This window comes from Nocardia sp., from assembly GCF_025465275.1.
In the GTDB taxonomy this organism is placed as follows: Bacteria; Actinomycetota; Actinomycetes; order Mycobacteriales; family Mycobacteriaceae; genus Nocardia.
On record NZ_JAODNK010000074.1, the window covers coordinates 149,370 to 162,028 of the forward strand.

Annotated in this window: 13 protein-coding genes; 8 read left to right on the forward strand and 5 right to left on the reverse strand. The window is 65.0% G+C overall.

Annotation, left to right across the window (positions count from 1 at the left end):
- Positions 1 to 72 precede the first annotated feature (72 nt).
- Positions 73 to 1,293 (forward strand): acyl-CoA dehydrogenase family protein, encoded by a 1,221-nt coding sequence (locus JWN03_RS18070; RefSeq protein ID WP_297616014.1) that lies wholly within the window; start codon positions 73 to 75, stop codon positions 1,291 to 1,293.
- On the opposite strand, the gene JWN03_RS18075 is transcribed toward JWN03_RS18070, so the two are convergent.
- The gene (locus JWN03_RS18075; RefSeq protein ID WP_297616016.1) at positions 1,263 to 1,673 is read right to left on the reverse strand and encodes a MarR family winged helix-turn-helix transcriptional regulator; all 411 of its coding nucleotides are present in this window, start codon (positions 1,671 to 1,673) and stop codon (positions 1,263 to 1,265) included. The two genes, JWN03_RS18070 and JWN03_RS18075, sit on opposite strands and share 31 nt — an antisense overlap.
- 241 nt (positions 1,674 to 1,914) lie before the next feature.
- On the opposite strand from JWN03_RS18075, the gene JWN03_RS18080 reads away from it, so the two are divergent.
- From JWN03_RS18080 to JWN03_RS18090, 3 genes are all read left to right on the forward strand, one after another.
- A complete protein-coding gene (locus tag JWN03_RS18080) occupies positions 1,915 to 2,859 on the forward strand; it encodes a formylglycine-generating enzyme family protein (protein ID WP_297616018.1) in 945 nt (314 codons plus the stop codon).
- Between the two features lie 41 nt (positions 2,860 to 2,900).
- Entirely contained in the window at positions 2,901 to 4,352 is a 1,452-nt protein-coding gene (locus JWN03_RS18085; protein WP_297616020.1) for a sulfatase-like hydrolase/transferase, read from the forward strand.
- A gap of 117 nt (positions 4,353 to 4,469) precedes the next feature.
- Positions 4,470 to 5,285, forward strand: coding sequence for an alpha/beta fold hydrolase (locus tag JWN03_RS18090; RefSeq protein WP_297616101.1), 816 nt, complete (start codon positions 4,470 to 4,472; stop codon positions 5,283 to 5,285).
- On the opposite strand, the gene JWN03_RS18095 is transcribed toward JWN03_RS18090, so the two are convergent.
- Positions 5,282 to 5,914, reverse strand: coding sequence for a TetR/AcrR family transcriptional regulator (locus JWN03_RS18095; protein WP_297616022.1), 633 nt, complete (start codon positions 5,912 to 5,914; stop codon positions 5,282 to 5,284). The genes JWN03_RS18090 and JWN03_RS18095 overlap by 4 nt on opposite strands.
- Positions 5,915 to 6,035: 121 nt before the next feature.
- On the opposite strand from JWN03_RS18095, the gene JWN03_RS18100 reads away from it, so the two are divergent.
- Together JWN03_RS18100 and JWN03_RS18105 are read left to right on the forward strand one after the other, a co-directional pair.
- Positions 6,036 to 7,364, forward strand: a complete 1,329-nt coding sequence (locus tag JWN03_RS18100) for an MFS transporter (protein WP_297616024.1) — start codon at positions 6,036 to 6,038, stop codon at positions 7,362 to 7,364.
- Positions 7,361 to 8,176: a M20 metallopeptidase family protein gene (locus tag JWN03_RS18105; protein WP_297616026.1), complete on the forward strand. Its 816-nt coding sequence runs from the start codon at positions 7,361 to 7,363 to the stop codon at positions 8,174 to 8,176. Before JWN03_RS18100 ends, JWN03_RS18105 begins: the two co-directional genes overlap by 4 nt.
- A 149-nt stretch (positions 8,177 to 8,325) precedes the next feature.
- Here JWN03_RS18105 and JWN03_RS18110 read toward each other — a convergent pair whose 3' ends face one another.
- Positions 8,326 to 8,904 (reverse strand): LppP/LprE family lipoprotein, encoded by a 579-nt coding sequence (locus JWN03_RS18110; protein ID WP_297616028.1) that lies wholly within the window; start codon positions 8,902 to 8,904, stop codon positions 8,326 to 8,328.
- 148 nt (positions 8,905 to 9,052) lie between these two features.
- Between JWN03_RS18110 and JWN03_RS18115 the strand changes: the two genes are divergently transcribed.
- Together JWN03_RS18115 and JWN03_RS18120 are read left to right on the forward strand one after the other, a co-directional pair.
- Entirely contained in the window at positions 9,053 to 9,805 is a 753-nt protein-coding gene (locus JWN03_RS18115) for an SDR family NAD(P)-dependent oxidoreductase (protein WP_297616030.1), read from the forward strand.
- A gap of 95 nt (positions 9,806 to 9,900) precedes the next feature.
- On the forward strand, positions 9,901 to 11,199 hold the full coding sequence (locus JWN03_RS18120) for an acyltransferase family protein (RefSeq protein ID WP_297616033.1): 1,299 nt from the start codon (positions 9,901 to 9,903) through the stop codon (positions 11,197 to 11,199).
- A 40-nt stretch (positions 11,200 to 11,239) separates the two neighbouring features.
- Here JWN03_RS18120 and JWN03_RS18125 read toward each other — a convergent pair whose 3' ends face one another.
- Together JWN03_RS18125 and JWN03_RS18130 are read right to left on the reverse strand one after the other, a co-directional pair.
- A complete protein-coding gene (locus tag JWN03_RS18125; protein ID WP_297616035.1) occupies positions 11,240 to 11,701 on the reverse strand; it encodes a hypothetical protein in 462 nt (153 codons plus the stop codon).
- 264 nt (positions 11,702 to 11,965) lie between these two features.
- On the reverse strand, positions 11,966 to 12,409 hold the full coding sequence (locus JWN03_RS18130; RefSeq protein WP_297616037.1) for a hypothetical protein: 444 nt from the start codon (positions 12,407 to 12,409) through the stop codon (positions 11,966 to 11,968).
- Between the last annotated feature and the right edge of the window lie 250 nt (positions 12,410 to 12,659).

Here is a 12,659-nt window from a genome sequence, read left to right on the forward strand (position 1 = left end):
GACCACCCGGTCGAATTAGAACGTGTTCTATATTCGGGGGACCGTTCCGGCGATCCCTTGGGAGCTCACGACATGTACCAGTGGTCCGACGAAGACCTGATGTTCCGCGACGCACTGCGCGGATTCATCGACAAGGAGCTCAAGCCTCACGTCGACCAGCTGGAGAGCGGCGCGCTCCCGCCCTTCGACATCATCCGCAAGATGTACGCGACCTTCGGGCTGGATGAGCTCGCGCGCGAAGGGCTGGAGAAGACCCTGGCCCGGGAGGAAGCGGGAACCACGGGCAAGTCGGGCGGCGGGTTCAGCGGGGCGGGCAGCATGGGGGTCATCCTCAATAGCGAGCTCGCCGGGATCAGCCTGGGCCTGGTGGCGTCGATGGGAGTGAGCCTCGGGCTGACCGTCGGCACCATCCGCACCCGCGGCACCCTCGCACAGAAGAAGCGCTGGCTGCCCGAACTGGTCACCATGGAGAAGGTCGGCGCCTGGGCGATCACCGAACCCGACTCCGGCTCGGACGCTTTCGGCGGCATGAAGTCCTACGTGCGGCGCGACGGCGCGGACTACATCCTCAACGGGCGCAAGACCTTCATCACCAATGGACCGTACGCGGATGTCACCGTCGTCTACGCCAAGCTGGACGAGGAAGACGGCACCGATCGGCGCGACCGCAAGGTGCTGACCTTCGTCCTGGACAAGGGCATGCCGGGATTCGTACAGAGCGCCGCGTTCAAGAAGATGGGTATGAACTCCTCCCCCACCGGCGAGCTGTTCTTCGACAATGTGCGCATCACCCCGGACCGGCTGCTCGGCGAGACGGAGAATCCGGCCAAGGGCGACGGAAAAGACAGTGCCAAAGAGTCTTTCGCCGCCGAGCGCATCGGCATCGCCTCACTGGCGCTGGGAATCATCAACGAATGCCACCGGCTCAGCGTGGAGTACGCGAAGTCACGCAAGCTGTGGGGCAAGGAGATCGGCCAGTTCCAGCTCATCCAGCTCAAGCTCGCCGAGATGGAGATCGCCCGAATCAATGTGCAGAACATGGTGTTCAATGCCATCGAGCGCACGGCCGCGGGTGAAAAGGTCTCCCTGGCCGAGGCATCGGCTATGAAGCTGTACTCCTCCCGTGCCGCAACAGAAGTCGCCATGGAAGCAGTCCAGCTGTTCGGCGGCAACGGCTACATGGCCGAGTACAAGGTGGAACAGCTCGCCCGTGACGCCAAGTCCCTCATGATCTACGCGGGCAGCAACGAAATCCAGGTCACTCACATCGCCAAGGGCCTGCTCAGCCGGTAGGCCACCAGATCGAGCACTTTGTAGAGGATCTTGTCGGGCATGAAGAAAGCTTCCAGCGCGGCGGCAGCTCCTTCAAGAACCGGATCGGACCGGATCATGCAGACAGACTGCATGATCCGCCTGCCTGCGGCGGTGAGCTCAATGGTCGACGCGGACCCGGCCCGAGCCGTACGGTCGCGCACCAGACTTCCGGCCACCATGGCCTTCACCGCGGTATGCACGCCCTGAACGCTGATCGCACCCCTCCGAGCCAGATCACTGAACGAGGCCCCCGGCACGCTGGCGATATGGCCGAGCAGTGCGAGCCGGGCGACGGTGAGATTCAGCGGCGCGAGGGCCGCACCGAGTTCAGCTTCGACACGATGCGCCAGGGTCGGCACGATGATCGACGCGCTCGCGGGCGGCGGGACGGGGCGCTCGCTCGGTGGTCACCGACCCAGTTTCCCGTACCGCCCATTCCGCAGCCCATCACTCATGTCGACCGGCCGCCTCTGGTCGCGCCGACCGGGGCGTTCGAAACTTTTCTGGACATGTCGTCTATTTTTGGGCAATATGTCTACTAAAGGTTGCCGGGATCCCTTACCGACCCAGCGCAACCATCACGGACAGGGACATCAAGGCATGCGCGTCGACAACACCGAACTCGATCCGGGCATCGAGGCCGCTGCGTCCTCCGCAGGGCGGAGCTGTTGCACACCCGCGCGCGGCAGCGCTCCTGCCGATACCTCAGCACTCGAGCTGCCGACCGCGGCTACCCGCGACGAACTCCCGTTGATCACACTGACCGGCGGGCAGTTCTGGATGGGCAACGCCGACTCCGAGGCTGTACCCAATGACGGCGAGGGCCCGGTGCGCCAGGCGCGGGTCAGCACCTTCCAGCTTGCCGCGCACGCGGTGACGAATACCGAATTCGGCGAATTCGTCTCCAGCACCGGCTATCTCAGCGACGCCGAGCGTTTCGGATGGTCGTACGTCTTCGCCGGATTCCTTCCTGCCGCGTTGCGCCGCAACGCGCGCCGTCCAGCATCGGCACCGTGGTGGTGCGCAGTGGCGGGCGCGACCTGGTCGGCTCCCGAAGGACCGGGCAGCGACCTCTCCGAACGCTCGGACCATCCGGTGGTGCATGTGTCCTGGCGTGATGCCCAGGCCTACTGCACGTGGGCGGGCGTGCGGTTGCCTACCGAAGTCGAATGGGAATATGCCGCGCGCGGCGGCCTGGACCGTGCCCGCTATCCGTGGGGTGATGAGCTCACCCCCGGCGGCGAGTACCGGTGCAATATCTGGCAGGGCGGATTTCCCACTCGCAATACCGCCGCCGACGGCTACGCCGGCACCGCGCCGGTGGATGCGTTCGCGCCCAATGCATTCGGGCTCCACAACATGGTCGGCAATGTGTGGGAATGGTGCGAGGACGCATGGCACACCGACCACAGCGCGACGAAGGTACTGCGGGGCGGCTCGTACCTGTGCCATGACAGCTACTGCAACCGATATCGCGTCGCCGCCCGCACGCACAACACCCCCGATTCCACCAGTGGCAACACCGGATTCCGCGTTGCCCGCTGACCCGCGCGGCCACCGGGCCCCCGGAGAAGGAGAGAACGTCGATGCCTGACACCCCACCCAATGTGCTGGTGATCATGTCCGATCAGCACAATCCGAAAATACTTGGTGCTGACGGTAATTCGCTAGTTAGAACGCCCAATATGGATGCCCTGGCCGCGCGTGGCACGCGCTTCGACAACGCCTACTGCGCCAGCCCCATCTGCGTACCCTCCCGCGCATCGGTCGCCACCGGGTTGTGGCCGCACCAAACCGGCTACTGGGACAACGCCATCGCCTACGACGGCGTAGTCGAGAGCTGGGGCCACGAGCTGCAGCGTGCGGGCCGGCGGGTCGAATCGATCGGCAAGCTGCACTATCGAAATGCGCAGGACCCCACCGGATTCGACCGACAGCATCTGCCGATGCATCTCAAAGACGGCATCGGACAGGTGTGGGGATCGGTCCGCGATCCACTGCCACGTCGCGACAACGCACCACTCATGGTCAGCATTTCCGGTGGCGCGGACAGCGACTACACCCGCTACGACTCCGCGGTGACCGACCGCACCTGCGCGTGGCTGGCGGATCGGGCCAACCACACCGAACCCTGGGTGCTCTACTCCGGCCTGCTCGCCCCGCACTTTCCCTATCTGGCTCCCCCGGAGTTCTTCGACCTCTACGACCCGGCCGAGATGCCCACCCCGACAATGCGTCCCGAGCACGGGCACCAGCGGCATCCGTGGGTGGAAACCTTTGCCGGAGTCCTGCCCGGCCTGGACGACACCAATACCGAGGAAGAGCGACGCCGTGCCGCCGCCGCGTATTACGGGCTGGTCAGCTACCTCGACCACAACCTCGGGCGCATTCTCGAAGCCCTGCAAACCAGCGGCGCAGCCGAGAACACCGTGGTCGTCTACACCAGCGATCACGGCGATATGGTCGGCAGCCGCGGACTGTGGGGCAAGTCGCTGATGTATTCCGAGTCGGCCGGCGTCCCGCTCATCATGGCCGGGCCCGGAGTGGCCGCAGGCGCGGTATGCCGAACCCCGGCCAGTCTCATCGATCTGTACCCGACAATTCTCGACGCCGCTGCGGTCACTCCCACCGGGACGCCACGCCCCGGCCGGTCACTGCTCGAACTCGCGGCCGCTGACACCGACCCTGAGCGAGTTGTGTTCAGCGAGTATCACGCAATGGGTGCGGCGAGTGCGGCTTTCCTGATTCGCAAGGGCGACTTCGTAATGCACCACTACGTCGGCTACGCGCCCGAGCTCTACAACGTGGCCGTCGATCCGAACCAGACCCGGGACTTGGCCGAGCTCCTCGACCACGCCGGAGTGCTGGCCGATCTGCAACACGAACTCGACCGCATTCTGGACCCGGTCACCGTCGACAAACGCGCCAAGGCCGACCAAGCCGCCCTCGTCGACCGCTTCGGCGGGCCCGCCGCCGCTGCCGCCATCGGCACTCCCGGTGAGACACCACCACCAGCTCTGCCCGAGCAGCCCGAGTAGGAGACCCATGAAACTATCCGCAGCCACCCTGGCTGGAGCGAGCAGGGCCGCCATCTGACCATCGGCGAGAGGCAGGTCTTCGTCCACGAGCGCGGCGACCGCGACCATCCGACGGTCATCCTCATCCACGGATTCCCCACCTCGAGTTTCGACTGGCGCGACGCCATGGCGCTGCTCGCCCGCAGCTTTCACTGCGTCGCGCTGGACCTCCCCGGATTCGGGCTGTCGGATAAGCCTGCGGCCTACAGCTACTCGCTGTTCCAGCAGGCCGATACCGTCGAAGCCGTCGCACGAGCCCTCGATATCGAGGCCGCTCATCTGCTCTCTCACGATATGGGCACCAGCCTGCACACGGAACTGCTTGCCCGCAAGCATGATTCGCGGCTCGGCTTCACCGTGCTGTCCTCGACGTTCCTCAACGGCAGCATCCTGAAAACGCACGCCCAGCTCACCGACTTCCAGCGCATGCTCGAAACCCCGTCCCGGCTACCGGAAGCCGCGCTGCTGTGCGCGGAGATCCTGCCGGAATATGTTGCGGGACTACAGAAATTGATGGCCTGCCCGGAAGCGGTAACCGAGCAGGACGCACTGGTCATGACGGAACTACTGGCCTACCAGGACGGCCATCACCGGCTGCCGCACGTCTACGCTTACGTTCGCGAGCGCTACCTGCATCAGCAGCGCTGGCTCGGCGCACTCGCCACCGAATCCGACAGTGCCCCAGTGCAGTTCGTGTGGGCTACCGAGGATCCAGTGGCCGTGATCGGCATGGGCCGCGCACTGGCGGAACTCACGCCACGCGCCCGCTTCACCGAGGTGCCCGGGGTCGGCCACTTCCTGCCGATCGAGAATCCGCACGTCGTTGCCGAAGCCATCGACGCGATCACGAGTGCTGCGCTGTCCCAAGGGAACTGCCGGACCGGACCGGCCTAGGAGGATGCGTCCGGCGCGGCACCGCTACCGGAAGCTTCGACCTCGAATCCGGAGGCCCAGTAGCGGCCGCGCAGCGAGAGGTTCAGCAGCATCTCGGTGACTTCCTCCGGAGACAAAGGGGGCGGGTCGGTTTCGAGCCACCACTGCAGCACCGCGATCTGCTCGCCGACCCAGGCCCGGGCGAGCACGTCGAGGTCGATTTTCGGCGTGTTTCCGTGCGCCTCGGCCCGAGCGGCGAAGATTTCCGCGGCGGCCGCCGAACGGTCGTCGACAAATCGGCGGAGCGCTCGCCCATCACCTTCACCACGCAGGATGACGCGGTAGGTGTCCCGCTCCTCGGCGGCATGACGGAACAGTTCGAGCACCGGTTTGCCGGTGAAACCGGCCGACGAGGCAGGCACCAGCGGCCGTAGTCGTTGCTCCAGCTCTTCGGTCAGATCCGTCACGACCTTGTTGAGCAGGTCGTCCTTGTCCGTGAAGTGCGTGTAGAAGGTTGCGCGGCCGAGATCTGCACGGCCGGTGATGTCTTCGACAGTGACGCCGGCATAGCCGCGTTCGAGTACGAGCGACACCATGGCGTCGCGCAGAGCTCGTCGGCTGCGACGCACGCGGCGATCTTCTGGTGGCACGCGAGCCCTCTCTGCGGGTGGGAGCGGTCGGTGATGAGCATAGCCGTATTGACACGTCGACCAAAGTTGGACATGCTGTCTATTACTGGCCTTTGTGTCGATAAAGTTTGAAGGACATTCCATGGCTACTGATACCGCCGATTTCGCCGCGCCAGGCGCTCGTCGCATACGGGGAAAGAATCTGGCTCTGCTCACCGCGTCCAATGCGATGGACAATGCCGAAGCCAGCGTGACAACCGTGCTGTTCCCACTCATGCGGGACGCGCTGGGACTGTCCTCGGCGGCGCTGGGCACCATCGTCGCCGTCGGGAAGGTCGTCGGGGCGGGCGCGGGCATTCCCTGGGCATTTCTGGCCCGCCGGTATCCACGCAAGATCGCGCTGGCGGTGTGCTCGGGTTTTTGGGGATTGTGGGCGATAGCGGCCGGATTCTCGGACAGCTTCCTGCAATTCGTGATTCTCTACGCGATTGCCGCGGCCGGGTTCGCCGGCTCCGGACCCATCGCGCTCGGCATCGTGGGCGATATCTACGACGACAACCATCGCGGCCGCGCGACCGGACTGTTCTACGCCGGCGTCGCCCTCACGACCGGGATCGCCGCACCACTCTTCGGACGGCTCTCGGAGTTCGAGAATGGCTGGCGCTACGGCTATTTCATTGCCGGCGGTATGTGCGTCCTGGTCGGCGTGCTGATCGTGAGTTTTCTCGAGGATCCGATAAGGGCTGGCGACACAGCCGCTTCGGCGGTACGCACAGTCGAAGAGAAGGCGCGTACGGTCCGCAGCGGCCTGCGTGAGCTGTTCGCGGTGCAGACATTCCGCTACATCCTGATGCAACGGTTGCTGTCCGGGCAGAACGTCATCATGAGCTTCGGAGTGGTGTTCCTCGTCGAGGAACGCGGGTTCACCACTGCGACAGCGTCGATCGTCGCATTGCCTTTCGCGCTCGGCTATATCGCGGGCACGCTGACCGGCGGGCGGGTCATCGACAGGGTGCACCGGGCACGGCCGCGCAGTGGCCGCATCGCGATGCTGCAGATCAGTCAAATCGCTTTTGCCGCAGTCGCTTTCATCGGAACCCAGCTGGCGTGGAGTTCGATCGGGGCCTATGTGGCGATCTTCGCGGCGATCGGGTTCCTCCAGGGGCAGGTTCCGGTGATCAACCGGCCGTTGATCATGGCCGTTTCACCGCCCGACCTGCGCCCACTGGCCTTCGCAGTGTCGGTGTCCATGGCCGATGCACTCGCCTACGGCGCTTACGCATTGCTCACCGGCGTACTCGGCGACGCGATCGGACTGCAGGGCGCGCTACTCATCGTCACCGTCCTCTTGACCGCCATCAATGGAGTCGCGTCAGCGTTGCTGTATCGGCCGTATGCCCGGGACAGTGCTGCTATCGCGGCTCGCCTGCCCATTCACACCCACGCCGTACTGGCGAAAGGAATTCCATGACCGGCCTTATCGAGCGAGCCCAGCAGATCCAACCCGATCTCGTCGCATTACGGCGTGCACTGCACCGCGAACCCGAACTCGGACTGCAGGTGCCGCGTACCCAGGCGAAAGTTCTTGCCGCACTGTCCGGGCTGCCCCTCGAGATCACTCGGGGACGCGGCTGCACATCGATTACCGCGGTGCTGCGCGGTGCGCAGCCGGGACCGACGGTTCTGCTGCGTGGTGACATGGACGCGTTACCCGTAGATGAGGACAACGACCTCGACTTCACGTCACAGATACCCGGCCGTATGCACGCCTGCGGGCACGATATGCACACAGCGGGACTCGTCGGCGCCGCGCATCTGCTTGCCGGACAACGCGATCGGCTGCACGGCCAAGTGGTGTTCATGTTCCAGCCGGGCGAAGAGAGCCACCGCGGTGCGGGCGTCATGATCGACGAAGGAATTCTCACCGCCGCTGGGAAACCGGTGGACTACGCGTACGCCATGCACGTCACCGCCAATCGGATCCCGCACGGTGTCATCGCCACCAAGCCCGGGCCCGCCGGCGCCGCCTCGGACCGATTCCAGGTCACTGTCGAGGGACGCGGCGGCCACGGCGCCTACCCGCACACGGCGATGGACCCCGTCCCCGTGCTCTGTGAAATCGTGCTCGCGATGCAGGGATTCGTCACCCGCAGATTCGATGTATTCGATCCCGTCGTGCTCACCATCGGACAGCTCCTGCTGATTTCAGCGCCCATCGCGCTGCTGGCCGCCGCCCAGTACTTCACCACCATCAACCAGCCCATCCCCACTCCCAGCAAATAGCGGAGGCGCCGCCGGCGTCATCCGACAAGACCCGCCTGATCCCTCCCCGGGCGTCCAAACACCTGCGGGTGCTCCGGGAGGTCGGGCTGGTGCGGGAGCGCAAGCCCGACAGTTCGTAGGGGCGCCTGAACCACGCGGCCACGCGCGGCTCAGGGGTGCGGCGGGAACTGACCGTTGGCGGTGATGGTGGCGCCATTGAGGGTGAAGGTGACCACGCTGGGGCCGCCCTGTGGGCAGCACATCGAATCGCTGCCGACGGTCCAGTGGTAGGTGAGCGAAATGCTGGTGCGGGTGTGGCCGGTCAACATGGTGAACATGTAGGGATCGGAGGTGGTGGTACCGAGGTAGGCGCCACCGGTGAAGAGCAGGACCTGCGTGTAGGGGTGATTGATGTTGGTATCGGCCATCATCCAGGACAGCAGGCCGTCGCAGCCCGAGCTGATCGGGTCGTTGCTGGTCTGCCCGACGGACCAGGTGCCGGCAGGGGCGGCGGGAAGCTTGGCCAGAGCGGATTGCGCGAGGGCGGACTTCGGATCGAAGCACAGGCCGTTGGCGCTGCCGTTCGGGGTGTCGCGCTGCTGAGCGACGGGGACCACGACGCTCGTCGGGGCGGCCTGCGGGGTCGACGAGGTTGCCGTACAACCCGTCGCGATTATGGCGACAGCCGCGGCGAGGACACCGACCGCCGCCGGCCGGACTGTGCTGAAGATGCTTCGAGTTCGCGCCACGTGGTAGAGATCGCGGAGGCCGCCGATTGTGTTAGCGCAGGTAGCCGGGCTGCGAATAGCAGGGGTCGCGGATTCCGGGTGCGGTGTCGTTGAATCACCTGTGCGGACGGCGGTTTCATCGCGGTCCGGTGATTGAACGGAGACAGGTATGACAGGCGAAGTTGCCGGGCGTTTCGATGGCCAGGTCGCAGTGGTGACCGGAGCGTCGTCCGGGCTGGGGCAGGCGGTGGCGCGGTCGCTGCAGGCGGGCGGGGCCAGGGTCTTCGGCGTCGGGCGCGACAGGGACCGCCTGAGCGCCACCCTCGAGGGCCCCGAAACTGCTTGGCTGGCAGCCGATCTCGCCGATCCGGCCGCGAGCGCCACGGTGATCGAAGCCTGCGTCGAGCGTTTCGGCGGAGTCGACATCCTGGTCAATGCGGCGGGTGCGCACACCATGCGCCACACCGCGCAGACCACCGACGCCGACTGGCAGCACGACCTCGCCATCAATCTGAACGCCCCCTTCTTCCTCTCCCGGGCCGCACTCCCCCACCTGCTCGAACGGCAGGGCAACATAGTCAACGTCGCCTCCATCGCGGGCCTCGAAGGCCAGGCCTACTCGGCCGCCTACTGCGCCGCCAAACACGGCCTCATCGGCCTCACCCGCGCCATGGCCCTCGAATTCGACGGTCGCGGCATCCGCATCAATGTCGTCTGCCCCGGCGGCATGACCACACCCCTCCTGCAGAATTTCACCTTCCCCGAAGACCCCGACTACACCCTCATCATGAAAACCGCCGCGGCCCGCGGCCTGATGGACCCCGCCCAGGTGGCCAACGTCATCACCTTTCTCTGCTCCCCGGAAGCCTCCGCCGTGCACGGCGCCGTCTATACCGTCGACAACGGCAAAATGGCCCTCTGAAGCGCCTGGGGAGTGGGGGTGGCCACGATTCGACTCCGGTCACGATCGCTGGCTATGTTCTTGGCGGTTCTTGTTCGAATTCTTGGGGGTGGGGCGTGACGACATCCGATGAGGCTGTTGCGAATCCGATCGAGCCGGTCGAGGAGAAAGTACGCACACGGGGCGGCCGGTTCGAATTTCTGGATGCGCTTCGAGGTGTGGCGGCCTTGGCGGTAGTGATCGAGCATTGTTCGGAGCTGATGTGGCCGGGCTATGAACGATTTTCGGCGGCATACTTCGGGGCCGGCGTGTTCGGGGTCTTTGTCTTCTTTATCGTCAGCGGCTACATCATTCCCGCATCATTGGAGCGAGGGCGGTCGCTGGGCGCGTTCTGGGCAGGCCGGTTCTTCCGGCTGTTCCCGCTGTTCTGGGGCTGCCTGATTGCCGCGATGATCCTGCATGCCCTGCGCATGTACGGTGGGCCGCCCGGCTGGATGGCCAGCCCCGCATGGAACATCTTCACGAATTTCACCATGGCGCACTGGTTCATCAGCGGCCCGAACTCTCAGATGGTCGTCGTCGCGTGGACACTCTCCTACGAGCTGGTGTTCTACATGGTGGTGTCGCTGCTGTTCATCGGCAGACTGAATCGTCGATCGGTGCCGCTGGCCGTGCTTGCGATCGGTTCGATGCTTCTCGCCGAACTGTTCCTGCCGACCTCGATGGTCAACGGCTCCGACGCGAACCTTGCTACCCGTCTGATCGTCGTGGCTGCGACAGCGGTGGTCGCGGTGTTCTTCGCCCGCCGGGCGGCCACCAGACGCTCGGCCGTCGCCGCGGTCCTACTCGCATCGCTCGCTATCCCGTTGGTGCTCAACCAACCTGGGCCGTCGGGGTACTCCGCCGCGATCTTCGCCACGATGTTCGTCGGCACGGTGATGTACCGGATGACAGCGGGCGAGATCACCGCCAGGCTCGGCTGGGGAGTGTTCGGGCTCGCCGTATGCGCGGTCATCGGGCTCGCACTTCTCCAACAGCCCGCCCTGGAAACGAAACTCGGCGTCCTGGTCACCTGGAAGCACAATGCCATCACCATGGCCGCCGCCTACCTGCTGTTCGCGGCGACGCTACTGCTGCGCCGGTATTCCTTCCCGCGCCCATTGCTGTTCCTGGGACGAATCAGCTACTCGCTGTACTTCGTGCACGCCCTGGCAATCAACTTCCTACCCAAATGGACGGTGTCGGTCGCTGGTATCCCCGCGGCCTGGCTCACCTGGTGCACATGGGTATTCGGCTCGATCGCCCTCGCCACCCTGACCTACCACAAGGTCGAGAAACCCTTCCTCAACCTCGGTCACCGCGTGATCGCCAAAATGGACGCGCGGGCCCAACCGATAGCAATCGCAGCGAAGTGACTGAAAGCCCTGGCAAGCCAGGGCTTTCAGCAGGGTGATGCTACTTCTGAGCCGAAAGGCTGCTCAGGAGACCGCCGATCACCGGAATAGACCCTGCGCTACCTGTCCCACCGGTCGACGGTGAGCAAGTTGTGCCGGCGGGAGCACTCTGAACGATATCGATGTACCGCACCAGCGAGCCATTGCGGTATTCCATGCCCTGGCCGTTGTAGGGGTAGACCCAGAGTCCGGTGGTGTTGCCAGCCGCAGTCGGCGTCCACTGGAAGGTCACGTCCTTGCCGGCCACATACGCGGCTGCGGTGGAGGGGATCGGGGTGAGGCTTCCGCCGCTCGGTGCCACCACCAATACCAGCTGGTTATCGGTGATCGGGAGGCCCGCCATGACCGACGCGGCGTCGGCGGCGGGCAGGGTGACCGTATAGGTCGTACCGACGCAGTAAGCCGTCGAGCTGGTAATAGAGCCCTGCGCGGATGCAGTCGCGCCCGTGACGATGGTGGCCACCCCCAACGCCGCGGCTGCGGCGAGTTACGCGATTGCCCTGCCCGGAAATCCGGGTCGAAACCACACCTTCGGCCGAAGTGGTTCCCCGCCGCGCGGGGATACCGCACTTCCACTGCACTCCAAGCACTTTCGAGGTTTCAAATTCGATGTGGCACCTCTTGACGGTTGCCTACAGCACGTCTGCGGACTGTAGCGATTGGGCGCACTCGACCCCACTACGGTCCAGGAGCGAACACAGGTCTAACCGATGAGCGGAGGTGCGGGTCAGAAGCCGTAGGGGCCTGCGGGGTGCGAGCCGAGAGGGTATGGCGTGTACACCGGTGCGGGGCGGAAGTGGGCGCTGGATTGTTTGATCCACAAAAAGATCACGGCGGCGAGGCCGACAAGCCAAGTCAGGAAGGTGATCACGGCCGCGATCCCGGTCTCGTTCCCCCTGATCGTCGAGTACAGAATGCTCAATGTGGACAAGCCGAAGAGAACCGACCCGGTGATGCGCGCCCAGTTCTTTCCGGCACGATTCGAGAACGCCATCCAGATCCAGAGCCCGACGGAGATCAACGAGATCGCGAAGGCGACTGCGATGATCGCATCGACCTGACTGTCGGCCAGTTTACCGTGGGCGTTGTGGGTCGCCCTCTCGCGCACGCCCGCCAACTGGGTGAAGTCGTACAACAGACCCACGAGGGTGAGCGCGGCACCGGCCAGCATCAGATAGAAGGCATAGGTGACCGTCCGCGGCCGCGGTTGGCCTGGCGTCGGCCCACCCGGATACCCCGCCGCTCCGAACGGTTCGTAAGAATACGACTCCGGCCAGGGCTGCAATTCCTCGCTCGTCACATCGGCTCTCTCTCGAATTCCCGGACATGCCGGGGTGATTCATCTTGTCACCGATGAACCACGAGAGCTGTTCGAACCGAAACAACGAAGGTTCAGAGTATGCGCCATCAGCGACTCGAAC